Here is a 26755-nt window from a genome sequence, read left to right on the forward strand (position 1 = left end):
CGGATTCATCCGAACGGAGGATCGCCACGTGGGCCGGGCGGCGATATCTTCGGGCGATGCACCCGAATCCAGCCGCGCCCGTGTCGGGCCCGCGGAGGCTGACCATCAAGCAGCTCGTCGTGGGAACCTTCCAGATCCTCGGCCGGACATGGCCGTTCATTCTGGCCTCGGCGGCCGTCTACGTGCTGGCGGTAGGAGCGCTGACGCTCGTCCTGTACCTGATGATGACGGCCATCTCGAACTCGTTCTCCTCGGCGGATTCGTTCGACGACATGGGCTCCGTGATGACGACGATCCTCACTGTGCTCGTCGTGGGGTGGTTCGTGATGATCGTGGTCAACGGCGTGCTCGACGCGCCGTGGATCGGCATCGTCGCCGTCGCGACGGATGTGACGATCAGGGCCGCCCGGCGGCCCGCCGCGCGTGAAGTGGCCGGCCTGATCCGCCGACGATTCGTCCCGTTGGCCACGGTGTTCGTGATCATGTTGCTCGTCGTCGGCTTCCTCCCGATCGTCGCCGGCCTCCTGTTGATGAACATGCCGTCGGTGATGTTGATGTCGGAGGGGACCCTCGTCCTGCTCGGTCTGCTGTACATCGTGGTGATCGTGTCGATCGTCATCGTCATGGAGTTCGCACCGTGGGCCGTCCTGTTCGAGGGCAAGGGCGTGATCGCGGCGTTCGCCCGCTCCGCGACGCTCGCTCGCAAGGCCGTCCTGCAGTTGATCGCGCTGCACCTGATCTGGGCCTTCGTCGGTGCGCCCCTGATGATGATCGGCATGGAGCTGCCGAGCGTCCTCGGTGGGATCCTGTTGTTCGCCGCCGGTCTGTTCGTGGCGATGTGCTACTTGACGTGCCAGGGCCTCGTGTATGCGGACATCCGCGCCGTGGAACAGGGACACAGTCTGGTCCTGCGGTTCGCGACCCCGCCGATCCCGGTGGCCCGGGCGTGGGCGGAGGTACGGGAACTGGTCGGGGCGGGAACCCCCGCGGCCGGGGCCGCGCCCGTTGCGCCGCGTCCGGCGCCGTCCCGACCGGGCCCGGCGCCCCAGGTGGCGAGTGCACCGGGGGCGTCCCCTGCGAGCCCGTTCGCCCGGCCGTGGCCGGGCGCCGCGTTCCGTCCCGCGCCGGGCTGGCCGTCGCCACCGTCGGGCTGGGCCCCGCCGGCGAACTGGCGTCCGGATCCGGCGTGGCCGCCTGCACCCGTGGACTGGCGGTTCTGGGAGTGAGGCCGGCCCCGCCGGTCCCGCTCGGTGGGCTCCTGTCAGCCGCGGGCCGCCTCGACGAGCGCGCGCAGCGTCGCCTCGTCCCGGACGCCGCTGAAGAGCACCGTCGTGACGGGGGAGTCGCGCCAGAGTTCCAGGCGTTCGGCGATCCGATCGATGGGGCCGAGTAGGGCGATGGAGTCCGCCAACTCGTCGGGGACCGCGGCGATGGCGCCGGCGCGATCGCCGGCGAGGAACATCTCCTGCACGGCCACGGCGGCGTCGGCGAACCCCAAGCGGCCGATGAGGTCCAGGTGGAAGTTCGTCGACTTGTGGCCCATGCCGCCGATGTAGAAGGCCAGCGGGATCTTCGCCTGCGTGAGTGCCGCGTCGAGGTCGTCGGAGACGATCACCGACACGGTCGCGGCGATCTCGAAATCGGCGGAGCGGCCCGCGAGGGATTCGCCGAAGACCGACTCGACCTGCTGCGGATCGACGAACAGCGGCAGCCAGCCGTCGGCGATCTCGGTGGAGAGCGCCACGTTCTTCGGGCCCTCCGCACCGAGGAAGATCGGGATCCGCGGTCGGACGGGCAGCGCGATGGACTTGAGCGGCTTCCCGAGCCCCGTGCCGCCGGGCAGCGGCAGCGGATAGTGGGGGCCGGCGCTGGTCACCGGCTCCTCGCGGGCGATCACCCGGCGCACGATGTCGACGTACTCGCGGGTGCGCGCGAGCGGCTTCGGGAAGGGGCTGCCGTACCACCCCTCGGCGACCTGCGGCCCGGATGCGCCGAGGCCGAGCACCATGCGCCCGCCGGACAGTCCGTCGATCGTCAGGGCGTGCATCGCCGTCGCGGCGGGTGTGCGCGCGGGGATCTGCGCCACCGCGGTGCCGAGCTTGATCCGCTTCGTCCGCGACCCGTACCAGGCCAGGGTGGAGAAGGCGTCGGAGCCGTAGGCCTCCGCGGTGAACACGTAGTCGTAGCCCAGAGCGTCGGCGGCGACCACGGTGTCGGTGTGGTCCTCCGGCCCACGGGTCCAGTAGCCGAGGTTGATGCCCAGATTGAGATCGTTGACCATTCCTCGAATCTAGAACAAGTTCTAGGTTTTGGGTTACAGTTCGGTATGGCTTCGCCCACGCAGATTCAGCACACCCTGCCCGCGCGCGTCACGGACGAGCTCGTCGAGCGCCTCACCGCGCTCGTGGTGGCCGACGGCAGTCGCGACCCGTTCACCATGACCGAGGTCTTCACGGGAGCGGCGATCGGCACTCTGCCGCAGTCCACCCCGAGCGACGTGGTCGCGGCCTTCGCCACCGCGCGCGAGGCGCAGCGGGAGTGGGCGCAGCGTCCGCTCGAGGACCGGCTCGCCGTCTTCCGCCGACTGCACGAGCTGATCCTCGAGAACAACGAGCTCCTCGTCGACCTGATTCAGAGCGGCACCGGCAAGAACCGGCGGATGGCCTTCGAGGAGTCCTGCGACGTCCCGATGGTGATCAGCCACTACCTCCGGGCCGCGCCCAAGCTGCTGCGCTCGCGCCGCCGCGGCGGGCCCGTTCCGGTGCTCAGCAACTCCGTGGAGCTGCACCGGCCCAAGGGCGTCATCGGCGTCATCGCGCCGTGGAACTTCCCGTTCGCGATGGCGCTCTCGGACGCGATCCCCGCCCTCATCGCGGGCAACGGCGTGGTGCTCAAGCCCGACAACAAGACCGCCCTCGCCGCGCTCTACGGCGTCGAGCTGCTGCGCCGCGCCGGGGCGCCCGACGGGCTGTTCCAGGTGGTCTGCGGGCAGGGGCCCGATGTGGGGCCCGCGCTCATCGACGAGTCCGACTTCGTCATGTTCACCGGGTCCAGTGCCACGGGCACGACGGTAGGCGAGCGGGCCGGGCGCAACCTCATCGGCTGCAGCCTCGAGCTCGGCGGCAAGAACCCCATGATCGTGCTCGACGACGTGGACCTCGACGAGGCCATCACGTCGGCGATCTTCGCCGTCTTCGCCAACGCCGGTCAGGCGTGCATGCACATCGAGCGGATGTACATCCACGACAACATCTTCGACGAATTCTCCCGCCGCTTCGTGGCCGCGGCGGGCGCGCTCAAGCTGGGCGCGACCTACGACTACGACCCCGACATGGGCTCGCTGGCCTCGCCCGATCAGCTGCGCCGCGTCGCCGCGCACGTCGAGGACGCGCGCGCCAAGGGCGCCACCGTCCTGTGCGGCGGGCGCGAACGCACGGACGTCGGCCCCGCCTTCTACGCCCCGACGGTGCTCACCGGCGTCACGCCCGACATGCACCTCGCGACGGCCGAGACCTTCGGCCCCGTCGTCGCCCTGTTCCGGTACTCGAGCGAGGACGAGGCCATCCGCCTCGCCAACGACACCCGCTACGGCCTCAACGCCAGCGTGTGGGGCAAGGATCTCCAGCGTGCGGCACGGGTCGGCGCCCAGCTGGAGGCCGGCAACGTGAACATCAACGACGGCTTCGCCGCCTCGTTCGCGAGCAAGGGCACCCCGTCCGGCGGCTGGAAGGCCTCGGGGGTCGGCGTGCGTCACGGCGACGCGGGCCTGCTCAAGTACACCGACACCACCAACCTCGCGACACTGAAGAAGCAGGTCTACGGCGTGCGTCCGGGGCAGAGCTACGCGCAGTACGCCCAACAGACCGTCCAGGTGCTGCGCTGGATGCGCAAGCTGCGCATCCGCTGACCGCGCGCCACGCGACTACGCTGGCCGGGTGCACGACGGCAGCGCTCCCGACGAAGCGGCGATGATCGGCGTCCTCGGACCGGTCGTCGTCGGTGGTCGCGCCGTACCGGGCTCTCGGGCCCGGCGCCTGCTGGTGGCCCTCGTGCTGGCGGACGGCCGCCCGGTGAGCGCGGACCGCCTCGTCGACGAGGTGTGGGGCGACGAGCCCCCGAGGTCCCCGCACGCGGCGCTGCACACGCAGATCTCCCGGCTGCGCACGCTGCTCCGGCCGGTCACGGTCGACGCGGTCGCCGGCGGCTACCGTCTCGAGGCCGACACCGACCTGGCCCGCGCGGAGTCCGCGGTGCGCGAGGGCGAAGGGCACGCCGCCGCGGTGCGGCTCTGGCGCGGCGCCCCCGGCGATGATCTCGAAGGCCTCGGCCCCACGAACAAGCTCGCCCGCCGCGCGGCGTCGGCGTTCGACCGACTCGAGGCCCGCGTCGCCGCCGATGCCCTCGAGAACGGGGATCATGCGACGGCGCAGGCGATCGCGGAGCGTCGTATCGCGGCGGATCCGCTCGACGAACCGGCTCGAGTGTTGCTCATGCGCGCCCTCGCCGGCGCGGGACGCACGTCCGAGGCGCTCGCCGCGTACGCCGAGCTCCGGCGCGTCGCGATCACAGAGCTCGGCACGGACCCCGGCGCCGAGGCCACGAGCCTGCACCGCGACCTGCTGGCCGGGGCGAGCGCGGCACCGTCGGCCGACCGGGCGGCCGCGGTGGGTCTCCCGGCCGAGGTCACGCCGCTCATCGGCCGCGACGACGAGGTCGCGGAGCTCGTCGGCCTGCTCGCGGACCGGCGGATCGTGACGGTGCTCGGGCCGGGCGGGGTCGGGAAGACCCGCATCGCCGAGGCCGTCGGCAACGCGCTCGCGCGCGCCGGCACCGCGGTCTACTACGTGCCCCTCGCCTCGGTCCGATCCGCCGACGGCGTGCTCCCCGCCGTCGCGCGCGTGCTCGGGCTCTCCGAACCCGATCTGGGCGCGGACGGCCTGCCCCGCATGACGATCCGGGATCTGGGGGAGCGTCTGCTGGAGCATCTCGGGCGCCGACGGTGCCTCCTCGTCCTGGACAACTGCGAACAGGTCGTGGACGCCTGTGCCGACGTCGTCGCGGATCTCGTCGCCGGGGCGTCCGGGGTCAGCGTGCTCGCGACCAGCCGATCTCCGCTGCAACTACGCGCCGAGTGGGTGCACCCCCTCCCGGTGCTCGGGACCGAGGGCGAGGGAGCCGCGGCGGTCGAGCTGTTCGGCGAGCGCGCCCGCGCCGTGCGCCCCGACGTGCGGCTTCCCGTGGAGGCGGTCGCCGAGCTCTGCCGCCGTCTGGACGGCCTGCCGCTCGCCATCGAGCTGGCGGCGGCACGGGTACGGACCCTCGGCGTCGAGGAGATCACCGCGCGGCTCGAGCAGCGGTTCGCATTGCTGCGGTCGGCGGATCGCTCCGCACCGGACCGGCACCGGACGCTCCACGCGGTCATCGAATGGAGCTGGGACCTGCTCGAGCCGGACGCGCAGCTGTCGCTGCGCCGACTGTGCCGGTTCCCCGCGGGGTTCGACGCCGAGGCGGCGGCCGCCACGACGGGTCTCGACCCGCTGGCGCTCGACGACGCACTGGTCTCGCTCGCGAATCAGTCACTCCTCCAGGTCACGGAGAACGGCGGTCGCACCCGGTACCGCATGCTGGAGACGGTCCGCGAGTTCGGCGAGGAACGCCTCGCTGAGGGCGGCCCGACGGCGCTCGAGGGCTCGGAATCGGCGGACGTGGACGCCGCGATGGCGGAGTGGGCGGCGGACGTCGCGGTCCGGATGTGGCGCGAATACCGTGCGGTCGGCGGGCACGGCGTCATCGGACGCCTCGCGGAGGACATCGAGAACCTGGTCTTCGTGCTCCGCGGCGCCGTCGCGGAGATGGTCGCCGGCGACACCGCTGCGACCCGGACGGTGATCCGGGTGTTCCCACTCATCGCGGGCCTGTGGTCGATGCGGAGCCTGCACGGGCAGGTCCAGGAGATCGGCCACCGGATCGTCGGAGCACTCCCCGATCCGCGCGCCGCCATCGCCGCGGGCATCGATGAGGAGGAGCGGGAGCTGTGGCAGATCACGCTGCTCGCCTCGTGCGCGGCGCCGGGCGTCGACCCGAGGGCGCGGCACATGGCCCGCGGCCGTACCATGATCCGGCGGCTACACCGCCCCGACCTGCGGCTGAACCGACCCGCGGACTACTTCGGCGCCCTGTTCCTGCAGCACTCGGTGACCGGCGTGTTGCGGCTCGTCGTCGCCGGCGTGGACGCCCCCGCGGACGAGGTCCGCGTTCCGGCGCTCGCCGCCCGGATGAACCTGCGGGAGAATCGCGGTGACCTCGTGGGCGCGCTCCAGGATTCACAGGCGATCAGCGCGCTCGGCCACGACGGGGACGCGTGGGCCGATGCGATGTTGGCGATGAGCACCGGCAGCGTGTACGGCCAGCGGGCAGACTGGGAGGAGGCCGTCCGGCGCTACCGGATCGCCGCCGAGAAGCTGGCCTCGATCGGTGCGGACGAGGACGTGAAACAGGCGACCGCGTACCTCGTGGCCGGTCTGTGCTGCCTCGGCCGGATCGACGAGGCCGCTGCCCTGCAGCGGACGCTCGAGGACGGTTGGGACCCTACGGGACCGGATCCGGACGGCGGCCCCGAGGTCGCGGCCTCCGTGCTGATCGGCGCCGCGGAGCTGGCGCGGCTCCGTGGCGAGCCCGACGCGGCACTGTACCGGCGGGCGGGGGAATTGCTGATACGCCGGATCCCCAACGGCGGGAGGGATCCCGGCGGCGAGATGCTCGTCGCCACGGCCCTGCTCGGCGTCGTCGAGTGCGGCGCGGCGGAGACCGGCCGGGAACTGGTCGCGGCGCTGATCGCCGGCGACGAGGCCATGTTCGGTATCACGGGGTACTGGGATCTCCCACAGGCCGCGACCATGGCGCTCGCAGTCGGGTCGTACCTCGTCGCCACCGAGCCGGCGTCGGAGGAGGCCACCGTGTTGATCAGCCTGGCGCGCAGGCTCGGTGCGCGGCAGGACTACCCGGTCATGCACGCGGCGCTGCAGCGGTTCGCGGCACCGTCGGACCTCCCGGACGTCAGGTGGCGCGCCGAGGCGGACCGCATCGCCGGGTTGTCCCGGTCGAGGGCGGTCCGCCTCCTGCGCGAGACCACCGCCGCGCTGCGCGAGAAGGGGTAGCGGCGGCGCCGGGAGCGCGGCGTCAGCGGGCGTTGCGGATGTAGGCGCGCACGGCGAGCGGCGCGAACACCGCGATCAGCACCACGGCGCCGACGAGGCTCCAGACCACGTGGATGCCGGCGTGGCCGGTGTCGCACAGCTCCCGGATCGCGGTCACCAGATGGCTCGCGGGATTGACGTTGACGAAGGCCTGCAGCCAACCCGGCATCGTGTCCACCGGGACGAACGCGTTGGACAGGAAGGTCAGCGGGAACATGATCATCATCGACACGCCCTGCACGGCCGTGGCCTTCTTCATGAGGCAGCCCATCAGCGCGAAGATCCACGACACCGCGAAGGCGCAGAACAGGATCAGCGCGGTCGAGGCGAGGACGCCCACCGGGTCGGGGCGCCAGCCCATGGCGATGCCTACCGCGAAGGTGATGACGGTGGCGATCAGGTAGCGGATGACATCGGCGAGTAGGGCACCTGCGAGCGGGCTGATCCGGGCGATGGGCAGCGACCGGAACCGGTCGAAGACGCCCTTGTCCATGTCCTCGCGCAGCTGGGTGCCGGTGACGATGGACGCCACGATCACCGTCTGCATGAGGATCCCGGGGATGATCACGGGCAGGTAGTGCTGCACGTCGCCGCTGATCGCGCCGCCGAAGATGTAGGTGAACATCAGCGTGAAGATGATCGGCTGCAGCACGACGTCGAAGAGCTGTTCCGGGTTGTGCCGGATCTTGAGCACGCCGCGCCAGCCCATGGTGAAGGACTGCCGGACGGTCTCGGCGAGGCCGATGTGGTTCGTGGCCATGCGTTCCGGCGTCCTGCCGGGTGCAGGGGTGAGGGTGGTGGTCATGACGCCTCCTGGGCGGTGTCGGTGGCGGCCGAGCCTTCCGAACTGTCGTCGGGGCGGCCGGTGAGGGTGAGGAAGACCTCGTCGAGGCTGGGTTTGGAGACGACGATCTCCTCGATGGCGACGCCCTCCTCGCGGAGGGCGATGAGCAGGTCGGGGACGAGGTCGGGGCGATGCAGCGGGGCCGTCACGCGGGCGGCCTCGGGGCTGAACGCCGCCGTCTCCGTGAGGATCCGCTCGACGGTGCGGGCCACCGTCGGCGCGTCCGCGCGGTCGGCGGGCGTGAGCTGCAGGGTCGCGGAGCCGACCGAGGCCTTGAGCTCGTCGGCGGTGCCGTCGGCGATGACCAGCCCGCGGTCGATCACCGCGATCCGGTCCGCCAACTGGTCGGCCTCGTCGAGGTACTGCGTGGTGAGCAGCACCGTCGAGCCCTGGGCGACGAGATCGCGGATGGTGTCCCACATCTGGGACCGGGTGCGCGGGTCGAGGCCGGTCGTCGGCTCGTCGAGGAACAGCAGCGGCGGCGTGTCGATGAGACTGGCCGCGAGGTCGAGCCGCCGCCGCATGCCGCCGGAGAACTCCTTGAGCGGACGGTTGGCGGCGTCCTCGAGGCCGAAGGCGGTCAGCAGCTCCTCGGCGCGCGCTCGCGCGGCCGCGCGGCTCTTGCCGAGCAGCCGGGCGAACAGAATCAGGTTCTGGCTCGCGGTGAGGTCCTCGTCGACCGAGGCGTACTGCCCGGTGACGCCGATGAGCGAGCGCACCAGGGTGGACTCGGCCACCACGTCGTGTCCGAAGACACGGGCGCTGCCGGCGTCGGGTTTGAGCAGGGTCGCGAGCATGCTGATGGTCGTGGTCTTGCCGGCACCGTTGGGGCCGAGGACGCCGTAGACGGTGCCGGTCGGCACCTGCAGGTCGACGCCGTTGACGGCGCGGGTCGCACCGAAGTGCTTGACCAGGCCGCGGGCGTCGATCGCGAGGTCGGTGGGGGAGGACGGGGCGTGGCCGGTCCTCATCTGGGTGATCGTCATGGCCGTCACGATGCATCGTGTCGCTGTCGTGGGCCTTGCACGGCGCTGTCGCCGCCTGTCGCGGCGCTCGCGCAGGAAAGTGTCAGGGGTCTGCGCGACAATGGCGGGGTGCTGTTCGCCGAGGTCGTCGCCGCATCCGCCGAGGTCGCGGGTACCCGCTCGCGCACCGCGAAGATCGCCGCGCTGGCGGCCGTGATCCGTGCGGCCGGGCCCGCCGACGTGCGGCCCGTCGTCGCGTGGCTGTCCGGCGGGCTGCTGCAGGGCCGCCTCGGCGCGGGCTGGCGCACCGTCGGGCGCACCGTCGACGGTCTGGAGCCCGCGGACGAGCCCACGCTGACCGTCGAGGAGGTCTCCCGCGCGCTGGACGAGCTGGCAGGTACCTCGGGCGCCGGCTCGGTGGCCCGACGGGACGCCGTCCTCACCGGCTTGCTCGGCCACGCGACGGCGGCCGAACAGCGCTTCCTGGTCGGGCTCATCACCGGGGAGCTGCGCCAGGGCGCGCTCGCGGGCGTGGTGACCGACGCGGTGGCGCGCGCCGCCGGCGTCCCGCTCGACGTGGTGCGCAGGGCCGCGATGCTCTCGGGTTCCCTCCCGGGCACCGCCGTGGCCGCCCTGTCGGGCGGTGCGGTGGAGCTCGCCGGATTCGGGCTCGAGGTGCTGCGCGGCGTCTCGCCGATGCTCGCGTCCCCGGCGGAGAGTGTGGACGGCGCGCTGGCGGATCTGGGGCCCGAGGTCAGCGTCGAGTTCAAGCTCGACGGGGCCCGGATCCAGGTGCACCGGCTCGGTGAGGAGGTCCGCGTGTACACCCGCACGCTGCGCGACATCACCGCCTCGGTGCCCGAGATCGTCGCGCTGGCCCGGGAACTGCCGTGCAGCTCGGTGGTACTCGACGGGGAGTCGCTCGCCCTGACCGATGCCGGGCGGCCGCGGCCCTTCCAGGAGACGATGAGCCGATTCGGTTCGGCGGAGTCCGGTGAGACCGTACTTCGCCCGTACTTCTTCGACTGCCTGCACCTCGACGGACGCGACCTGCTGGACGAGCCCCTGTCCGTGCGTGTGGACGCGCTGCAGGCGGTGGCGGGCGAGCTGCGCATTCCGGCCCTGGCCCGGCCCACGCCGGACGAGGCCGCCGCCCACTACGCCGCCGCGCTCGCCGCGGGCCACGAGGGCGTGATGATCAAGGACCTCACGTCGCCGTACGCCGCAGGCCGCCGCGGGCGGGCGTGGCAGAAGGTCAAACAGGTCCACACGCTCGACCTGGTGGTGCTCGGCGCCGAGTGGGGCTACGGCCGCCGCACGGGCATGCTCTCGAACCTGCACCTCGGTGCCCGGGACCCGGGCGGCGGCGATCCGATCATGGTGGGCAAGACCTTCAAGGGCCTGACCGATGCGCTGCTGCGCTGGCAGACCGAGGAGTTCCCGCTCCACGAGCGCGAGCGGGACGAGCACACGGTGTTCCTACGTCCCGAGATCGTCGTCGAGATCGAGCTCGATGGCGTGCAGGTCTCGCGTCGGTACCCGGGCGGTGTTGCGCTGCGCTTCGCCCGGGTGCTGCGCTACCGCCCGGACAAGTCCGCCGCGGAGGCGGACACGATCGAGGCGGTGCGGTCACTGCTACCCGAGTAGCGGATCGGTGGCGTCGATTCCGTCGGTGACCAGGGCCCGCCGGAGCACCTTGAACGACGGGGTGCGGGGCAGCTCGTCCACGATGCGCAGGCGGCGCGGGTGCTGGCGCGGGCTCAGATCCGGCTGGACGGAGAGGAAGTCCGCGAGGTCGCCCGGTGTCAGTGTCGCGCCGGGGACCAGCACGAGTGCCGCGGCCACCTGGTCGCCCACGCGATCGGGCAGGCCGTACACCGCCGCCTCGGCGATGGCGGGATGGCGCAGCAGAGCGCGCTCGATCGGTGCGACGCCGAGATTCTCGCCACCCACCCGCATCCAGTCGCCGGTGCGGCCGGCGAAGTGCACGAAGCCCGCCTCGTCGACGTAGGCGAGATCGCCCGTGCGGTACACGCCGCCCGTCGCGCGCGCGGCGTCCGCGGTGGGATCCTTGTAGTAGCCGGAGAATCCGCCGGTACTCGCGGTGTTCACCAGCTCGCCGATCGCCTCGTCGGCGTTGAGCAGCGCCCCGTCCGGGCCGGTCACGGCACGCGGGCACTCCTGCGCGGTGCCGGGCTTCCAGACGGCGACACCGTCGGGCAGGGGGCCGAGCGCGTCGGGCGGGGTGTCCGGCGTGCGGGCGATCGCGACACCGTTCTCGGACGAGCCGTACCCGTCCTGGACGTGGCAGCCGAACCTGGCAGCGAACGCGGCGATGTCGTCGGCGCGGCCCTCGTTGCCGTAGAGCACGCGCAACGGATTGTCGGCGTCGTCGGCGTGCTCCGGCGTGGCGAGGATGTACGACAGGGGCGTGCCTACGTAGTTGGCGTAGGTGGCGCCGTACCGGCGCACGTCGTCGAGGAAGCCCGACGCCGAGAACCGTTCGGCCAGAGCGATGGTCGCGCCGGCGGCCAGCGCTACAGCCCACCCCGCGAGCAGCGCGTTGGAGTGGAACAGGGGCATCGCGATGTACGCGGTGTCGTCGCCGGTCAGCCGGAACCGCTGCGCCAGCATGATGCCGGCACCCGTGAACTTGCCGTGCGTGGCCTGCACGGCCTTCGGCTCGCCGCTCGTGCCCGAGGTGAAGACGAGGGCCAGCAGGCTGTCGGTGTTCACCGCCGCGGCGGGCGGCGACGCGCCCGCGTGCGCGGCGAGCAGCTCCGCCCACCGCGGACCGTCGAGGTCGATGACCGGCACGCCGAGATCGAGGCCGTCGAGGAGCGCGGCGCGCCGGCCCTGCGTGAGGACCACGCCGCAATCGGCCAGTGCGACGTCCCGGGCGAGCGCCTCGCCGCGGCGGGTGGGGTTGAGCCCCACCACGACCGCACCCGACAGGGCTGCCGCGCCGAGCAGGAAGGAGAACTCCGGAACGTTGTCCGCCAGCACCCCGATGTGACGGGGCGCAGCTCCTGCGCTGGGGCCGCCTCCGGCGTCGTCGGGCAGGAGCTCCCGCAGGACGGCGGACCGGACCGCGGACTGCTCGACGTGCTCGGTCCAGGTCCACGTCCGGTCACCGGCCCGCAGGCCCGCGCGGGAGTCCCCGGCGCGGGCGAGCAGCAGGTCGGCGACAGTCGGAAGTGACTGCGGGAGGGCAGCGCTCATCTCACGCGCCGAGGAACCGCGCGCACATCTCGCCGATCATGTACGACGGCGCGTTCGTGTTGCCGCCCGTGATGGACGGCATGATCGAGGCGTCCGCGACGCGGAGCCCCTCGATCCCGTTGACCCGCAGCTCGGGGTCGACGACGGACCGCTCGTCGGTGCCCATGCGGCAGGTGCCCACCGGGTGGTACACCGAGTGCACGCGGTTCGGGAGTTCGCGGCGCAGGGCGGCATCGTCCATGAAGGAGGCGCCGGGCGTGAACTCCTCGCTCACCATCGGCGCGACGGACGGGTGCCGCATCACCTCGCGGATCATGCCGATGCCCTCCATGAGGACCTCGGTGTCCTGCGGGTCGCTGAGGTACCCGGGGTCGATCGACGGCTGCTCGAGCGGGTTCGCCGAGTTCAGCCGCAGCTCGCCGCGGCTCTGCGGGTAGATCAACGTGGGCAGGATCGTCAGGCCCGGCCGCGGGTCGACCATGTGCAGCTTGTCGGCGTCCTGGTTCGGCGTCGGGTAGTTCCACGGCAGGCAGTGGATCTGCAGGTCCGGGATGTCCTTGGCGTAGGAGGTGCGCACGAAGGCCGCGGCGTCGAAAACGGTGTTCGCCATGAAGCTCTGGCCGGGGCTGCGCCACTCCTTCGCCAGGCCCTTCGCGAAGTACGCGGGCGTGCCCTTGTGGACGGCGTCCTTCATGAGGAAGGTCAGCGGGACGAACAGGTGGTCGTGCAGGTTCTGGCCCACAGGGAGGTCGGCGTGCACGTCGATCCCCTTCTCGCGCAGGTGCGCACCGGGCCCGATGCCGGACAGCATGAGGATCTGCGGCGAGCCGATGACACCGCCCGAAACGATGACCTCGCGGTTGGCGCGGATCGTGGTCACGGCGTTCCCGTCCAGCACCTCGACGCCCGTGGCGCGGCCGTTCTCGATCACCACGCGCTTGACGTGGGCGTTCACGTGCACTCGCAGGTTCGGGCGGGCCTCGCGCAGGTAACCGTGCGCGGAGCTGAACCGGGTGCCGCCGGCGGCGCTCTGCTGGAAGACGCTCACGCCCTCTTGGGACGGGCCGTTGTAGTCGTCGATCATGGGCGCGTTCAGCGTCGACGACAGTGCCCCCATGTAGGACCTCGTGGCGTCGGTGAGGTGGGCCTGTCGGGTCACCTCGATGGGGCCGCCGGTGCCGCGCAGATCGGTGGCGCCGTCCTCCCAGTTCTCGAGGCGCTTGAAGGCGGGGAGCACGCCCTCGTAGTCCCAGCCGGTGGCGCCCTCGGCGGCCCACGAGTCGTAGTTGGCGCGGTTGCCGCGGACGAAGAGCATGCCGTTGATCGAGCTGGAACCGCCGAGCACCTTGCCGCGGGTCATGGGGATCCGGCGGTCGTTGGCGAACTTCTGCGGGGTCGAGTACTGCTTCCAGGCGACCCGCGCCTTGAGCTGCGGGACCGTGTGGACCATCGAGATCATGCCGGGGACCTGGGCGAGCCGGGTGTTGTCGTTGCGGCCGGCCTCGAGCAGCGCGACGCTGGCGCCGGTGTCGGCGAGCCGTCCGGCGACCACGGAACCCGCGCTGCCGGAACCGATCACGATGTAGTCGACCGCCTCGTTCGGCGACACGGCGGAGGTCGTGGTCTTGTACGTCTTGCGGATCATGCGGGGTTCCTTCCGGCGAGGGTCGCGCCCAGGGCGCGGAGATGGGCCGTCGCGCCGCCGAGCGCGAACTCCGCGCGCTTGGCCGCCACGAAGTAGCGATGGGTGGGATGGTCGGTGTCGATGCCGACGCCGCCGTGCACGTGGACCGCGGTGTGCGCCACCCGGTGTCCGGCCTCGGCTGCCCAGAACTTGGCGGTGGCGATCTCGGCCGATGCATCGAGGCCTTCGGACTCGCGCCAGGCGGCTTCGAGCACCGTCAGGCGGACGGCCTCGACATCGATGTAGGCGTCGGCGAGGCGCTGCCGGACCGCCTGGAACGAGCCGATCTGCTTGCCGAACTGCTCACGCGTGCGGGCGTAGTCGGCGGTGAGCTCGAGCGCGCGCTCCGTGGTGCCGGCCTGCAGAGCGCACCAGCCGAGGGTAGCGAGGCGGCGAGCGCGCGCCGCGGTGTCGGCGCCGCCGAGCCGCGCCGTCGCGGGCACGAGCGCAGCATCGGCCTCGACGAGCGCGGCATCGGTCCCGTTCCCCACGTGCTGGCCCGTGACCGACAGCCCGGTCGTGGCGCGCGGGAGCAGGAAGAGCGCGGGCCCGTCCTGCGTCGTCGCCTCGATGACGAGGAGGTCGGCGAAGGCGGCGGACGAGACCGCGGTCTGGGCACCGTCGACCCGCCAGCCGTCACCCGACGGACGGGCGGTGAACCCGCTCAGCGCATCGCCGAAGGCGACCGCGGCCGTGGACCTTCCGCGCACGAGCGGAACCAGCCACTGCTCGATCTGCTCCGGGCTCCCGGCCTCGGCGAGGCTCTCGGCGACGACCAGGACGGTGTCGAGGTAGGGCGCCGGGGCCGCGACGCGACCGAGCTCGGCCAGGACCGCGGTGTGGGCCAGCAGGCCCAGTCCGCCGCCGCCCACGGTGGCGGGGAGCGCCGCGTCGAGCACGCCCGACCGCGCCAGCGTGGCCCAGAGCTCCTGGTCGAGACCGGAATCGGTAGGGCGGGGCGTCTTGTCCCGCCACGATTCGACGATGCGCCGGGTCAGCTCGGCGAGGTCGGTGCGTGCCTCGGGGACGGTGAAATCCATGTCGTGTGTCTCCTTGACGTCCTAGCGGCTGACCGGCAGCCGGAGCCCGGCTCCGGCGATCAGGTCGCGCTGGATCTCGTTGGTGCCGCCGCCGAAGGTGAGGATCAGGGAGCTGCGGTGCAGCCGTTCGATCCGGCCGCGCAGGAGCGCGCCGGGCGAGCCCGCGCGCACGATCGCGGCGGTGCCGAGGACCTCCATGAGGAGCCGGTAGCCCTCGGTGGCGTACTCGGTGCCGAAGACCTTGGTGGCGGAGGCGTCGGCGGGGCCGAGCTCGCTGTGGTCGGCGGCCCACGCGATCTTCCAGTTCCGCAGCTTGAGGTACTGCGCGTGGGCGTACACGCGGGCCAGGTGGGTACGGACCCACTCGGCGTCGATGACGCGCGAGCCGTCCGCCAGCTTGGTGTTCTGCGCCCAGTGCCGCACCTGCCGTTCCGAGTCCAGCAGCGGGGCGGCGGAGGTCAGCGCGACGCGTTCGTGGTTGAGCTGGTTGGTGATGAGCTTCCAGCCGCCGTGCAGCTCGCCCACCACGGCCGTGGCCGGCACGCGGACGTCCTGGTAGTAGGTGGCGGAGGTGCCGGGGCCGGCCACCGTGTGCACCTTGGTCCAGGAGAAGCCCTCGGCGGCGGTGGGGACCACCATGATCGACACGCCGCGGTGGCGCTGCGCCTCGGGATCGGTGCGCGCGGCGAGCCAGATGTAGTCGGCGTACTCGATGAGCGAGGTCCACATCTTCTGGCCGTTGATCACGTAGTCGTCGCCGTCGCGCACGGCCCGGGTGCGCAGGGCCGCCAGGTCGGTGCCCGCCTCGGGCTCCGAGTAGCCGATCGCGAAGTGGGTCTCGCCCGCGGCGATGCCGGGCAGCAGCTCCGCCTTCTGCTCGGCCGTGCCGCCCGCCATGATCGCGGGGCCCACGGTGTTCACGGTGAGGAAGGGGACGGGCACGCCGGCGACGGCGGCCTCGTCGGTGAAGATCAGCTGGTCGAGCATCGGGCGCGCCTGCCCGCCGTACTCCTCGGACCACCCGATCGCGAGCCAGCCGTCCTTGCCGAGGGTCCGGGTGATCTCCTTGTAGACCTCGCCGTCACCGTACTCACCACCGGCGCCGAGCAGGGCCTCGCGGCGCTCGGGTGTCATGAGCTGGGCGAAGTAGCCGCGCAGTTCCGCGCGCAGCTCCTGCTGTTCCGGCGCATAGTCGATCCGCATGGCGTCACTGTAGAACAAGTTCTAGAAAAGTGGAACGAAACCGCGGTCTCGGCAGTATTTTCCTGTGGAGGGGGAGCGTGAGCTCCGCAGTGAACAGGTTCTTACATCGAAGGGTGGAACATGACGCAGGCAGAGGTGGCGAGCCTGGACGGCAAGGTCGCGATCGTGACCGGCGCGGGCGCCGGGTTGGGCCGCGCCGAGGCGCTGGCGCTCGCCCGCGGCGGCGCCGCGATCGTGGTGGGCGATGTCTCGCCCGCGGCGGAGGAGGTGGTCGCGTCGATCCGGGCCGACGGCGGCCGCGCCGAGCTGGTGCTCGGCGATTCCGGCGACCGGGAGACGGCCGACGCGCTGATGGCCGCCGCCGAGGGGCTCGGCGGGCTGCACATCGTGGTCAACAACGCGGGCTTCTGCCGCGACAAGATGATCTTCTCCATGACCGACGACGAGTTCGACTCGGTGGTCCGGGTGCACCTGCGCGGGCACTTCCTGCTCTCGCGCAACGCATCGGCGTACTGGCGGGACGCGGCGAAGGCGTCCGGCGGCGAGGTCTACGGCCGGGTGGTCAACACGTCCTCGGAGGCCTTCCTGTTCGGCTCGGTCGGCCAGCCCAACTACGCGGCGGCCAAGGCCGGCATCGCGGCACTGACCATCGCGACCGCGCGGGGACTCGGACGATACGGAGTGCGTGCCAACGCGATCTGCCCCCGCGCGCGGACGGCCATGACCGAGGGCGTCTTCGGGGACGCACCCGACGGCACCGTCGACCCCCTGTCGGTCGACCACGTGGCGCGGTTCGTGCGCTTCCTCGCCGGACCGGAGGCCGCGAGGATCAACGGGCAGGTGTTCGTGGTGCACGGCGGGATGGTGGCGCTCATGGCGCCGCCCTCGCTCGAGCAGCGGTTCGACGCCGACGGCGGGCAGTGGGACGAGGCCGGTCTCGCCGCCGCGGTGGGCGGCTACTTCGCGGACCGCGACGACCGCATGTTCGTCGCAGCACAGTTGGAAGGGTGATCGGTATGACCGGAAGGCTCACGGGGAAGCGGGCGCTCGTCACGGGCGCCGCACGGGGACAGGGCGCCGCGGTGGCGCGCCGGTTCGTCGCGGAGGGCGCGCAGGTGCTGCTCGGCGACGTGCTGGACGAGCAGGGTGAGGCACTGGCCGCCGAGCTCGGCAGCGCCGCCGTGTACCGGCACCTCGACGTGACCTCGGAGGAGGACTGGGCGGCTGCGATCGCGGCCGTGCAGGAGAGCTTCGGCGGACTGGACGTGCTGGTGAACAACGCCGGCGTGCTGTTCTTCTCGGCGCTCGAGCAGACGGCACTCGCCGACTACGAGCGGGTCATCCGCATCAACCAGTTCGGCTGCTTCCTCGGCATGCGCGCCGCGGTGGAGCCGATGAAGGCCGCGGGCGGCGGATCGATCGTCAACACCTCGTCCGTCGAGGGGCTGGGCGGCATGCCCTACCTCACCGCGTACACCGCCAGTAAGTTCGCGATCCGCGGCATGACCAAGTCCGCCGCGATGGAACTGGGGCAGTACGGCATCCGCGTCAACTCCGTGCATCCGGGCATGATCGACACCGCGATGGTGGCGGATGCGCTGGGCGGCAACGAACCGCCGACCGATTGGCTCAAGCAGCGACTGCCGATCGGGCGGCAGGGCAGCGCCGACGAGATCGCCTCGCTCGTGCTGTTCGTCGCCTCCGACGAGGCGAGCTACAGCACCGGCGCCGAGTTCGTGGCGGACGGCGGCGCCACCGCGACCCACGCCCTGAAGCTGTAGATGCCCGGCATCGAAGCGATCCGGCGGGTCGTCGAGGCCTCGCCCACCGCCGTCGCCGCGCACGACAAGGCGGCATGGACCGCGTTGTTCGCGCCCGACGGGGCCGTGCACGACCCCGTCGGGCCGCCGCCGCAGACGACTCCCGCGGCGATCGCCCGCTTCTACGACATGTTCATCGGCCCGAACACCATCGTCTTCGAGGTCGAGCACGACGTGATCCTCGCGGCTGAGGGACTGATGGTCCGCGACCTCACCGTGCACACCACGATGAGTACCGGTGTCACGCTGCACATCCCGATGCACCTGCGGTACACCGTGGCGGACGGTCCCGACGGCGCCGCGATCACCGGGCTGCACGCCCACTGGGAGCTGCGCGGAATGATCGCGCAGCTGCTGCTCTCCGGGCCGCGCGGCCTCGCTGCGGGCGCCCTGCTCGGACCGCGTCTGTTCCGCACTCTCGGTCCTCGTGCCGCCCTGGCGTTCCTGGGCGGCGTCCGCGGTGTCGGCGGAAGCGGCCGGCGGCGGGCCACCGAGCTGCTGCACCTGCGCGGACTGCAGGTGGGCAAGGTCCTCGCCTCCGGCACGGCCGTGACCGCCACGGTGTACGACGGTGCCCGCCGCGGCGTGGCCCTCGTCGACCTGTGCGGACGGGAGCCGACGGTCACCGTCCACCTCCCCGATTGAACACCGTTATGGAGATTCCGATCTGCGGGTTTCCTCTCCGTAACGGTGTTCAATCGGGGCGGCGGGCGGCGACGCGGGAGAGGGTGAGGGCGGCGGCGCGGACCGCGGGAGCGACCCGCTCGGGACGCATGCGGTTGCTCCACCCGGCCACGGAGACGGCGGCGACGGGGGCACCGTCGGCGTCGAGGACCGGGCAGGCCACGCAGACGGTTCCCGTGCTCGATTCCTCGCGCTCGTAGGCGACGCCGTCGTCCCGGACGCGCTGCAGTTGCCGGCGCAGGATCGCGGGCGAGGTGATGGTCCGGGTGCTCAGCCGGGGCAGGCCGGTCGCGATCACGCCGTCCACGACCGCGGCGTCCGAGAACGCCAGGATCGCCTTGCCGACGCCCGTCGCGTGCGCGGGCATGCGCCCGCCGACCCGCGACGGCAGGTTCGGCGCGTCCGGACCCGGGAGGACCTCGAAGTAGACGACCTCGGTGCCCTCGAGCCGCGCCAGATGAACGGTGTTCCGGGTGCCCGAGCGCAGGTCCGCGAGGAGCGGACGTGCGGCGTCGACGAGGTCCCGGTGCCCGGTCGCGAGCTGCCCGATCTCGAAGAGCCGCAGGCCGAGCCGCAGATCCGTGCCGGAGCGCGCGAGCAGCCCCGCGGCCACGAGGTGCCCCGTCAGGCGGTGCACCGTCGACTTCGGCAGGCCGGTGCGCCGCGCGAGCTCGGACACGCCGAGGCCGCCGTCGCCGGGCCGGTAGGCGGAGAGCACGGCGGCTATCCGGTCGACGGTGGCACCGTCGTTCCGCTCAGCGGGACGCATGGGATCAGTCTGCCAGCCTCGGCCCGGGGCCGTCGCGCTATCGGCGATCGACGATCGGACCGACGAACCGGACCAGGAGTGCGTGCTCGTAGCCGGCGTCGGCGCCGGGGTGCGTGAGCAGCCCGACGATCACGCGGACGACCCAATCGAAGACCTGGGGATCGGCGAGCTCCGGCAGGTCGTCCGCGACGCGTGCGCCCGCAGCGGCGGTGGCGAGAGCCTCGGCGTTCTCGGCGAGGACGGGGCCGACGGCGAAGTCCTCCGAGGAGAACCAGGCCAGCAGCGCCGGCCGCTCCCGCACGTAGGCGATCGCGGACTCGATGACCCCCACCAACCGCTCCGGCGGTGTGCCCGTGGCGCCGTCGCGGGCCGCGAGATGGGCGAGGGCCCCGGTCATCTCGCGGAGGACGTAGGCGGAACGCAGGCGCTCGCGGTTCGCGAAGTAGCGGTAGAGCGTGGCGCGCGAGCACCCCGCGGCGCGGGCGATGTCGTCCATGCCCACCGCGGCGACACCGTGTTCGGCGAACAGGCCCGCCGCCGCGTCCAGGATCCGCTCGGTGGCGCCCGAGCGCGCGGCGTCGGACCAGCTCGTGTTCGCTGCGCGGGTCACGGCAGCCGGCCCGCGGTGACGGGCACCGTCGTGGGGCGCCGCACGTACGCCCCGGGCGCCCAGCGCACCCCGTCGAGATCGACCTCGAACCCCGGAACGCGGGCGAGCAGTTCCTCCAGCGCGACCCGCGACTGCATCCGCGCTGCGGCCGCGCCCAGGCAGTGGTGCGGCCCCTGCGCGAAGGTGAGGATGTTGCGAGGGTTGCGCGTGACGTCCAGGGTGTCGGCGTCGTCACCGAAGACCGTCTCGTCGCGGTTGGCGGAGCCGTAGAGCAGCAGGACCCGACGGTCCGCGGGGATCACGGTCCCGTCGACCTCCACCGGGCGGGTGGTGGTGCGCCCGAGCCCCTGCACCGGTGAGGTCAGGCGGAGGAACTCCTCGACCGCGCCGGGGATCAGTCCTGGATCTTCGAGGAGCAGGCGCCGCTGGTCAGGACGTTGGTGCAGGAGCTGGATCGCGCCGCCGAGCAGCCCCGTCGTGGTGTCGTTGCCGCCCGCGACCATCGTGAACGTGAATCCGAGGATCGAGACCACGCCGGCGGGGTCGCCGTCGGCACCGATGCCCGCGGCCACGAGGTGCGAGACCACGTCGTCCTCCGCCTCGGAGCGCCGCCGCTCGATGAGGGCGGCGAAGTAGCCCATGAGCTCACCGACGGCATCGGCGGCCGAGGCCACCACGGACGCGAGGTCGCCGCCGCCCGAGTTGGCGGCGACGATGCTCTCGGTCCACACGTCGAACTTCCCGCGGTCCGCCGGCGGCACGCCGAGGTAGTGCGCGACGACCATGGACGGCAGGGGCTTGAACAGCTCCGCGACGATGTCACCGCCGCCCTGCTCGCGCAGCCGCTCGATCCGCTCGACGACGAAGGCGCGCACGTCCGGCTCGATCGCTGACACCTGTCGCGGCGTGAAGCCGCGCGCCACGAGGCGGCGGAAGTCGGTGTGCACCGGCGGATCCTGCATGACCATCGGCGGATTCTCCTGCAGGCCGATCTTCTCGAGCTCGCCGTAGTGGAGCGTCAGGCCCTGCGCGGAGGAGAATTCCTCGGGGGAGCGGACCGCGTGCCACACGTCCGCGTGCCGGGGGAGGACGTAGTACTCGAGATCTTCGCCGTCCAGCGGCTCCGCTCGGTGGACCGCGCCGGACGCGCGGAGGTCCCGGTACAGCGCGAACGGATCCGCCCAGGTCTCGGCGGAGGACGGGGCGAAGGTCGGTGCGGTCGTCATGGGCACTCCGGATGATGTGAGACGAAACCGATGATATGTATCGAAAATAGAACGAGTTCCGTCAATCGTCAAGAGTCGGCCAATCCGCGGTGCCGTCCCGCTCAGCGGAACGCGAACGTGGACCGGTGGGCGTCGGTGGTCGACGCTGTGAGACATGACTCAGAAGGTAACGGCGGCCATCGTCGCAACGGGGAACGAGGGATGTCGATGACGGAACACGGCAAGGTCACTGCTGCGATTGTCGGCCCCGGAAACATAGGCACGGATCTGCTGGCCAAGCTGCGGCGGAGCGAGCACGTCGACGTGCGCTACATGGTGGGCGTCGACCCCGAATCGGACGGGCTCAAGCGCGCCGCCGACCTCGGGCTGGAGACCTCGGCGGAGGGTGTGGACTGGCTCCTGAGCCGGCCCGAGCCGCCGCGGATCGTCTTCGAGGCGACGTCCGCGAAGGCGCACCGTGCGAACGCGCCCCGGTACGCCGAGGCGGGCATCGTCGCCGTCGACCTGACGCCCGCCGCGGTCGGCCCCCTGGCCTGCCCCGTGGTGAACCTCGAGGCGCAGCTCGACGCCCCGAACGTCAACATGATCACCTGCGGCGGCCAGGCGACCATCCCGATGGTGCACGCGGTCAGCCGGGTCACGCCGGTCAGCTATGCGGAGATCGTGGCGTCGGTGTCGTCGCGTTCGGCGGGCCCCGGAACCCGCGCGAACATCGACGAGTTCACCGAGACCACCGCCCGCGCCATCGAGGAGGTCGGCGGCGCAGTCAAGGGCAAGGCGATCATCATCATCAACCCGGTCGAGCCGCCGATGATCATGCGGGACACCGTCTTCTGTGCCATCGACCCCGACGCCGACCGGGACGCGATCACCGCGTCCATCGAGCAGATGGTGGCGGACGTGCAGCAGTACGTTCCCGGCTACACGCTCAAGGCGCCCCCGCAGTTCGACGAGCCCCGGCCGGGCTGGGAGGGCAAGGCGCGCGTCGCCGTGTTCCTCGAAGTGGCCGGCAACGGCGACTACCTGCCCACCTACGCGGGCAACCTCGACATCATGACCGCCGCCGCCGCGCGCGCCGGCGAGCTGCTGGCGCAGCGCATCCTGGCAGGAGTGAAGGTATGAGCGGCATCAACGGAAACCTGTGGAGCGACCCGAACCGGGACGTCCGCATCGTCGACACCTCCCTGCGTGACGGCAGCCACGCGATGGCGCACCAGTTCACCGAGAAGAACGTCCGTGACACCGTGCGCGCCCTCGACGATGCGGGGGTCTCGCTCATCGAAGTGACCCACGGGGACGGTCTGGGCGGCAGCACCTTCAACTACGGCTTCTCCCTGGTCGACGAGCGCAAGCTGATCGCCGCCGCCGTCGACGAGGCGCAGCAGGCGAAGATCGCCGTGCTCATGCTGCCCGGCCTCGGCACCGTCGAGGACATCCGCATCGCGGCGGATCTCGGGGCGGGCGCGCTGCGCATCGCCACTCACTGCACGGAGGCGGACGTCTCCATCCAGCACTTCGGCGCCGCACGGGAACTCGGCCTGGAGACGGCGGGATTCCTCATGCTCTCGCACATGTCCACGCCCGAGGCGCTGGCGAAGCAGGCGCGCATCATGGCCGACGCGGGGTGCCAGTGCGTGTACGTCGTCGATTCGGCGGGTGCCCTCATCCTCGAGGACGCGGGCGAGCGGGTCGAGGCGCTGGTCGCGGAGCTCGGCGACGACGCCCAGGTCGGCTACCACGGCCACCAGAACCTCAGCTTCGGCGTGGCGAACTCGGTGATCGCCCACCGGGCCGGCGCGACGTGGATCGACGGCTCGCTGCTGGCACTCGGTGCGGGCGCGGGCAACTCGCCGACCGAGGTGCTCTCGGCCACCTTCGAGAAGCTCGGCATCCGCACGGGCACCGACAAGGACGCGCTCATGGCCGCCGCGGAGGATGTGGTCAAGCCGTACATCACGCGTCTGCCGGTGATGGACCGCAGCTCGATCGTCCAGGGCGCCGCGGGCGTGTACTCCAGCTTCCTGCTGCACGCGGAGCGGGCGCAGGAGCGCTACGGGGTGCCCGCGTACGAGATCCTCTACGAGTGCGGGCGCCGCGGCTACGTCGGCGGCCAGGAGGACATGATCATCGCGATCGCCGTCGAGATGGCGGCCGCGCAGCAGGCCTGACGGGTGGGCCCGGCGGCGTACCGTCGGGCCCCTCCCGTGACGCGACAGCAGTGGAGCCCCGACCTTTCGCCGAAGGGTCAGGGCTCCAGTGCTGTTCGGTCGGAGGGGTGTCAGTACTCGACGGTGATGGCCTGCGTGGGGCACTGACTCACCGCGTACTCGATTTCCTCGCGGTCGGCGTCCGTGAGGCCCTCGTCGGTGGCCTCGGCGAAGCCCTCGTCGTTGACCTCGAAGACATCGGGCCGGATTCCCTCGCAGACGCCGAATCCGGTGCACGCCTCGCCGATGGTGATCTTCATGGTGATTCTCCGTTTCGTGGTGGTCAGGGGGTCAGGACTGCGGTCACGGACCCGAGCGGGCCCATGTCGGCTACGACGACATCGCCGGCGCGGACGGGCTCGGCCCGGGTCATCGAGCCGGGCAGCACGACGTGGCCGGGCTGCAGGACGGTGCCGAGCGGTCCGACGGTGTTGGCGAGCCAGACGAGCGCGTTGATGGGCGAGCCCAGGACGGCGCCGCCGGCGCCCGTGCCCACCTGCTCGCCGCTGATCCGGAACGTGCATCCGACGGTGCGCAGGTCGACGTCGTGCAGGCGGGTAGGGCGACTGCCGAGGATCACGCCACCCGAGGAGGCGTTGTCGGCGACCGTGTCGACGATCGAGATGTTCCAGTCCGTGATGCGCGAATCGACCACTTCGAGCGCGGGCACCACGAAATCGACCGCGCGGATCGCATCGGCGACCGTGACACCCGGACCGCTGAGCTCGCGGCCGAGGACGAAGGCGATCTCGGGCTCGATGCGGGGCTGCATCCACGCCGAGGTGTCGATGGGCATCTGCTCGAGGTGGAACATCGACGCCGTGAGGTGCCCGAAATCGGGTTCGTAGACGTTCATCTGGCGCTGCATCGCGAGCGATGCGAGCCCGACCTTGTGGCCCTTCACCAGGTCGCCGTCGGCTTCCCAGCGGCGCACCTGCTCCTGCTGGATGCGGTAGGCGTCGGTGATCGTGGCCTCGGGGAAGCGGCTGATGATCGGGTCGATCGGGGTGCGCGCCGCGTAGGCGCCGAGCAGCGCGTCGGCAGCGGCGGAGATGGCGGAATCGTCCATGATCGAATACTAGAACAGGTTTCAGTCGGGCGGTGCGGAACCGCGGGTTACTCGCGGGTAGCAAGCACTCGATGCACGCGTTTCCGCAGGACGGCCTCTGGGCTGACGCTGTTGAGTTCGGATCAGGAGCGGGGGAGGCCCAGCAACTGCTCCGCCGCGACATTGCGCAGGATCTGCTCGGTGCCGCCCGCGATGGACAGGCAGCGGGTGAGCAGGAACTCGTACCGCACGTCGGCGGGGTCGTCGGGGCCGGCCACGGCACCGTCGGGACCGAGACTGCGCAGGCAGGCCTCGGCGACCGCCTGACGGTGCCGCACGCCCACCAGCTTGCGGACGCTGGACGCGGCGCCGGGGTCCTGGCCGCCGACGCTGGCGATGACGGCCCGCAGGTCGAGGAGCGAACAGGAGGCCGCTTCGGTGATCAGCGCGCCGAGCTCGCCGAGGTCGGCGTCCGCGCCCGGTTCGGCGATGAGCGCCTCGAGGCGGGCGCCCAGTCCCGAGCCGCTCATCGCGACCCGCTCGTTGGCGAGGGTCGTGCGGGCGAGCCGCCAGCCGCCGTTCACCGGGCCCACGACGCAGTCGTCGGGGACGAAGACGTCCTCGAGGAAGACCTCGTTGAACCGGACGTCGCCGGTGATCTCCCGGAGCGGCCGCACGTCCAGGCCGTCGGACAGCATGTCGACGAGGAAGTAGGTGATGCCCTTGTGCTTCGGCGCGTCGGGGTCGGTGCGGGCCAGGCAGATCGCCCAGTCCGCCTCGTGCGCGAGCGAGGTCCACACCTTCTGGCCCGTCAGCGACCAGCCGCCCTCGACCCGCGTCGCCTTCGTACGCAGTGACGCCAGATCGGAACCCGCCTCGGGCTCGCTGAACAGCTGGCACCAACTGATCTCGCCGAGTAGGGTCGGCCACACGAAACGCTCCGCCTGCTCGGGGGTGCCGTGTTCGAGGACGGTGGGAGCGGCCCACGCGCCGATCACGAGCGTCGGCCGCTCGATCCCGGCCGCCTCGAGCGCGCCGTCCAACACGATCTGCTCGGCGGGGCCCGCGCCGCGGCCGTAGGGCGGATCCCAGTGCGGCACCAGCAGTCCGGACTCCGCCAGCGCGCGCCGTTGCTCGCCCGCCGGCAGTTCCGCGATCGCCGCGACCTCCGCGGCGGCGCCGGCGTGATCGCCGTCCACCTCGTAGTCGAGCCCTCGGCGCACGCCCGAGCGGGCGAGTTCCGCGGCGCGCGTGCGCCAGCGCGGCGAATCGCCCAGCAGCGCCCGGAGCGCGGTCGCGCGACGCAGGTACAGGTGGGCGTCGTGCTCGAAGGTGAAGCCGATGCCGCCGAGCACCTGGATCGCGTCCTTGGCGTTCTCGACCGCGGCGTCGAGGGCCCCCGCGGCGGCGACCGCGGCGGCGAGCAGGTGTTCGGGGCCCGCGCCGAGGGATCGCGCCGCGTCCCACGCCAGCGCGGCGGATTGCTCCGAGCGGCAGAGCATGTCGGCCGCGATCTGTTTGATCGCCTGGAAGGAGCCGATCGGCTTGCCGAACTGCACACGGACCTTGGCGTACTCGGCCGCCGTGCGCAGCGCCCAGGCGGCGACGCCCGCGGCCTCCGCGGCGGCGAACACGGCGAGCGCCGCGCGGGCGTCGTCCGAGGTGACGCCGGGGACCAGGGTGTCGTCGCCGAAGGCGGGCGCCTCCAGGTGGATCCGCGCGAGCGGTCGCGAGGTATCGAGCCCGGCAACGGATTCCACGACGACCCCGGGGTGACCGGGTGGCAGCAGGTGCCACGTGCCCTCGGGAGAAGCGACGAGGAGATGCGAACCCGGGGTGGCGTCCGGGGCGAGCGAGCCGTCACCGTCGACGACGAGCGCCGCACGAGCCTCACCCGCGGCGAGTTCGGCCCGCACACCCGCGAGCCGGTCCGTCCCGCGCAGGTGACGTTCCAGCAGGACCCCGACCGCGACGGTGCCCGCGACCGGCCCGGGAGCGAGGACGGCGGTGGCGGCCTCGACAGCGGCGGCCGCGTCGTCGGCGGTCCCGCCGAACCCGCCCAAGTCCTCGCTCAGCGTGATGCCGAAGACCCCGATGTCGGCCAGGCCGCGCCACGCCTTCTCCACGGCCCCGGGGTCGCCCGAACGGACGGCATCGACGGGGTGTGCGCGGTCCGCCCAGTCGCGGATCGAATCAGCGAGGGCGAGTTGGACATCGGTGAGCGCGAGGGCCATGGT

General features: G+C 72.0%; 22 protein-coding genes. 9 read left to right on the plus strand and 13 right to left on the minus strand.

Annotated elements, in window-relative coordinates; all coding sequences use genetic code 11:
• The first annotated feature begins 56 nt into the window (after positions 1–56).
• Complete coding sequence (locus tag AXK61_RS09070) at positions 57–1226, plus strand: hypothetical protein (RefSeq protein ID WP_068744915.1); 1170 nt, start codon at positions 57–59, stop codon at positions 1224–1226.
• Between the two features lie 35 nt (positions 1227–1261).
• On the opposite strand, the gene AXK61_RS09075 is transcribed toward AXK61_RS09070, so the two are convergent.
• On the minus strand, positions 1262–2281 hold the full coding sequence (locus AXK61_RS09075) for an LLM class F420-dependent oxidoreductase (protein ID WP_068744917.1): 1020 nt from the start codon (positions 2279–2281) through the stop codon (positions 1262–1264).
• A gap of 45 nt (positions 2282–2326) precedes the next feature.
• On the opposite strand from AXK61_RS09075, the gene AXK61_RS09080 reads away from it, so the two are divergent.
• A complete protein-coding gene (locus AXK61_RS09080; RefSeq protein ID WP_068744919.1) occupies positions 2327–3907 on the plus strand; it encodes a succinic semialdehyde dehydrogenase in 1581 nt (526 codons plus the stop codon).
• A 28-nt stretch (positions 3908–3935) separates the two neighbouring features.
• Positions 3936–7157 carry a BTAD domain-containing putative transcriptional regulator gene (locus AXK61_RS09085; protein WP_231855491.1) on the plus strand — a complete coding sequence of 1074 codons (3222 nt, stop codon included), beginning with the start codon at positions 3936–3938 and terminating at the stop codon, positions 7155–7157.
• 22 nt (positions 7158–7179) lie between these two features.
• Here the strand turns inward: AXK61_RS09085 and AXK61_RS09090 are convergent, their stop codons facing one another.
• Positions 7180–8001, minus strand: a complete 822-nt coding sequence (locus AXK61_RS09090) for an ABC transporter permease (protein WP_068571253.1) — start codon at positions 7999–8001, stop codon at positions 7180–7182.
• On the minus strand, positions 7998–9026 hold the full coding sequence (locus AXK61_RS09095; RefSeq protein WP_068744921.1) for an ATP-binding cassette domain-containing protein: 1029 nt from the start codon (positions 9024–9026) through the stop codon (positions 7998–8000). The genes AXK61_RS09090 and AXK61_RS09095 overlap by 4 nt, the downstream gene beginning before the upstream one ends.
• Before the next feature lie 108 nt (positions 9027–9134).
• Between AXK61_RS09095 and AXK61_RS09100 the strand changes: the two genes are divergently transcribed.
• Entirely contained in the window at positions 9135–10652 is a 1518-nt protein-coding gene (locus tag AXK61_RS09100; protein ID WP_068744923.1) for an ATP-dependent DNA ligase, read from the plus strand.
• Here AXK61_RS09100 and AXK61_RS09105 read toward each other — a convergent pair.
• Genes AXK61_RS09105 through AXK61_RS09120 form a run of 4 tightly spaced genes read right to left on the minus strand, consistent with a single transcriptional unit; the run spans position 10641 to position 16154 of the window.
• Entirely contained in the window at positions 10641–12227 is a 1587-nt protein-coding gene (locus AXK61_RS09105; protein WP_068571250.1) for a long-chain-fatty-acid--CoA ligase, read from the minus strand. The two genes, AXK61_RS09100 and AXK61_RS09105, sit on opposite strands and share 12 nt — an antisense overlap.
• 1 nt (position 12228) lies before the next feature.
• Entirely contained in the window at positions 12229–13872 is a 1644-nt protein-coding gene (locus tag AXK61_RS09110) for a GMC family oxidoreductase (RefSeq protein ID WP_068744925.1), read from the minus strand.
• Positions 13869–14951 carry an acyl-CoA dehydrogenase family protein gene (locus tag AXK61_RS09115; protein WP_068744927.1) on the minus strand — a complete coding sequence of 361 codons (1083 nt, stop codon included), beginning with the start codon at positions 14949–14951 and terminating at the stop codon, positions 13869–13871. The genes AXK61_RS09110 and AXK61_RS09115 overlap by 4 nt, the downstream gene beginning before the upstream one ends.
• 21 nt (positions 14952–14972) lie before the next feature.
• The gene (locus AXK61_RS09120) at positions 14973–16154 is read right to left on the minus strand and encodes an acyl-CoA dehydrogenase family protein (protein WP_068744929.1); all 1182 of its coding nucleotides are present in this window, start codon (positions 16152–16154) and stop codon (positions 14973–14975) included.
• 120 nt (positions 16155–16274) lie between these two features.
• On the opposite strand from AXK61_RS09120, the gene AXK61_RS09125 reads away from it, so the two are divergent.
• Genes AXK61_RS09125 through AXK61_RS09135 form a run of 3 tightly spaced genes read left to right on the plus strand, consistent with a single transcriptional unit; the run spans position 16275 to position 18619 of the window.
• Positions 16275–17165, plus strand: coding sequence for a 3-oxoacyl-ACP reductase (locus AXK61_RS09125; protein WP_068571246.1), 891 nt, complete (start codon positions 16275–16277; stop codon positions 17163–17165).
• Between the two features lie 5 nt (positions 17166–17170).
• Positions 17171–17935, plus strand: coding sequence for a glucose 1-dehydrogenase (locus tag AXK61_RS09130; protein ID WP_068745253.1), 765 nt, complete (start codon positions 17171–17173; stop codon positions 17933–17935).
• Complete coding sequence (locus AXK61_RS09135; RefSeq protein ID WP_068571245.1) at positions 17936–18619, plus strand: nuclear transport factor 2 family protein; 684 nt, start codon at positions 17936–17938, stop codon at positions 18617–18619.
• Positions 18620–18668: 49 nt separating this feature from the next.
• On the opposite strand, the gene AXK61_RS09140 is transcribed toward AXK61_RS09135, so the two are convergent.
• From AXK61_RS09140 to AXK61_RS09150, 3 genes are read right to left on the minus strand one after another with little or no spacing between them, the layout of a single operon-like run.
• A complete protein-coding gene (locus AXK61_RS09140; protein WP_068571244.1) occupies positions 18669–19427 on the minus strand; it encodes an IclR family transcriptional regulator in 759 nt (252 codons plus the stop codon).
• 37 nt (positions 19428–19464) lie between these two features.
• Positions 19465–20037 carry a TetR/AcrR family transcriptional regulator gene (locus tag AXK61_RS09145; RefSeq protein ID WP_068571243.1) on the minus strand — a complete coding sequence of 191 codons (573 nt, stop codon included), beginning with the start codon at positions 20035–20037 and terminating at the stop codon, positions 19465–19467.
• Positions 20034–21263 (minus strand): cytochrome P450, encoded by a 1230-nt coding sequence (locus AXK61_RS09150; protein WP_068745255.1) that lies wholly within the window; start codon positions 21261–21263, stop codon positions 20034–20036. The genes AXK61_RS09145 and AXK61_RS09150 overlap by 4 nt, the downstream gene beginning before the upstream one ends.
• 207 nt (positions 21264–21470) lie before the next feature.
• Here AXK61_RS09150 and AXK61_RS09155 point away from each other — a divergent pair, with 207 nt between their 5' ends.
• Positions 21471–22385 carry an acetaldehyde dehydrogenase (acetylating) gene (locus AXK61_RS09155; RefSeq protein ID WP_068571508.1) on the plus strand — a complete coding sequence of 305 codons (915 nt, stop codon included), beginning with the start codon at positions 21471–21473 and terminating at the stop codon, positions 22383–22385.
• A complete protein-coding gene (gene dmpG / locus AXK61_RS09160) occupies positions 22382–23431 on the plus strand; it encodes a 4-hydroxy-2-oxovalerate aldolase (RefSeq protein ID WP_068744931.1) in 1050 nt (349 codons plus the stop codon). The genes AXK61_RS09155 and dmpG overlap by 4 nt, the downstream gene beginning before the upstream one ends.
• Positions 23432–23541: 110 nt before the next feature.
• Here the strand turns inward: dmpG and AXK61_RS09165 are convergent, their stop codons facing one another.
• From AXK61_RS09165 to AXK61_RS09175, 3 genes are all read right to left on the minus strand, one after another.
• The gene (locus AXK61_RS09165; protein WP_068744933.1) at positions 23542–23730 is read right to left on the minus strand and encodes a ferredoxin; all 189 of its coding nucleotides are present in this window, start codon (positions 23728–23730) and stop codon (positions 23542–23544) included.
• 23 nt (positions 23731–23753) lie between these two features.
• Positions 23754–24539: a 2-keto-4-pentenoate hydratase gene (locus AXK61_RS09170; protein WP_068744935.1), complete on the minus strand. Its 786-nt coding sequence runs from the start codon at positions 24537–24539 to the stop codon at positions 23754–23756.
• Positions 24540–24661: 122 nt separating this feature from the next.
• Complete coding sequence (locus AXK61_RS09175; RefSeq protein WP_068744937.1) at positions 24662–26752, minus strand: acyl-CoA dehydrogenase; 2091 nt, start codon at positions 26750–26752, stop codon at positions 24662–24664.
• Positions 26753–26755: the final 3 nt, after the last annotated feature.

This window comes from Tsukamurella pseudospumae (assembly GCF_001575205.1).
Classification (GTDB): domain Bacteria; phylum Actinomycetota; class Actinomycetes; order Mycobacteriales; family Mycobacteriaceae; genus Tsukamurella; species Tsukamurella pseudospumae.

Bases quoted from the DNA above. Each gene is read 5' to 3' on its own strand.
- AXK61_RS09070 (WP_068744915.1), top strand. From the start codon at position 57: ATGCACCCGAATCCAGCCGCGCCCGTGTCGGGCCCGCGGAGGCTGACC.
- AXK61_RS09075 (WP_068744917.1), bottom strand. From the start codon at position 2,281: ATGGTCAACGATCTCAATCTGGGCATCAACCTCGGCTACTGGACCCGT.
- AXK61_RS09080 (WP_068744919.1), top strand. From the start codon at position 2,327: ATGGCTTCGCCCACGCAGATTCAGCACACCCTGCCCGCGCGCGTCACG.
- AXK61_RS09090 (WP_068571253.1), bottom strand. From the start codon at position 8,001: ATGACCACCACCCTCACCCCTGCACCCGGCAGGACGCCGGAACGCATG.
- AXK61_RS09095 (WP_068744921.1), bottom strand. From the start codon at position 9,026: ATGACGATCACCCAGATGAGGACCGGCCACGCCCCGTCCTCCCCCACC.
- AXK61_RS09105 (WP_068571250.1), bottom strand. From the start codon at position 12,227: ATGAGCGCTGCCCTCCCGCAGTCACTTCCGACTGTCGCCGACCTGCTG.
- AXK61_RS09110 (WP_068744925.1), bottom strand. From the start codon at position 13,872: ATGATCCGCAAGACGTACAAGACCACGACCTCCGCCGTGTCGCCGAAC.
- AXK61_RS09115 (WP_068744927.1), bottom strand. From the start codon at position 14,951: ATGGATTTCACCGTCCCCGAGGCACGCACCGACCTCGCCGAGCTGACC.
- AXK61_RS09120 (WP_068744929.1), bottom strand. From the start codon at position 16,154: ATGCGGATCGACTATGCGCCGGAACAGCAGGAGCTGCGCGCGGAACTG.
- AXK61_RS09125 (WP_068571246.1), top strand. From the start codon at position 16,275: ATGACGCAGGCAGAGGTGGCGAGCCTGGACGGCAAGGTCGCGATCGTG.
- AXK61_RS09130 (WP_068745253.1), top strand. From the start codon at position 17,171: ATGACCGGAAGGCTCACGGGGAAGCGGGCGCTCGTCACGGGCGCCGCA.
- AXK61_RS09135 (WP_068571245.1), top strand. From the start codon at position 17,936: ATGCCCGGCATCGAAGCGATCCGGCGGGTCGTCGAGGCCTCGCCCACC.
- AXK61_RS09140 (WP_068571244.1), bottom strand. From the start codon at position 19,427: ATGCGTCCCGCTGAGCGGAACGACGGTGCCACCGTCGACCGGATAGCC.
- AXK61_RS09150 (WP_068745255.1), bottom strand. From the start codon at position 21,263: ATGACGACCGCACCGACCTTCGCCCCGTCCTCCGCCGAGACCTGGGCG.
- AXK61_RS09155 (WP_068571508.1), top strand. From the start codon at position 21,471: ATGACGGAACACGGCAAGGTCACTGCTGCGATTGTCGGCCCCGGAAAC.
- dmpG (WP_068744931.1), top strand. From the start codon at position 22,382: ATGAGCGGCATCAACGGAAACCTGTGGAGCGACCCGAACCGGGACGTC.
- AXK61_RS09165 (WP_068744933.1), bottom strand. From the start codon at position 23,730: ATGAAGATCACCATCGGCGAGGCGTGCACCGGATTCGGCGTCTGCGAG.
- AXK61_RS09170 (WP_068744935.1), bottom strand. From the start codon at position 24,539: ATGGACGATTCCGCCATCTCCGCCGCTGCCGACGCGCTGCTCGGCGCC.
- AXK61_RS09175 (WP_068744937.1), bottom strand. From the start codon at position 26,752: ATGGCCCTCGCGCTCACCGATGTCCAACTCGCCCTCGCTGATTCGATC.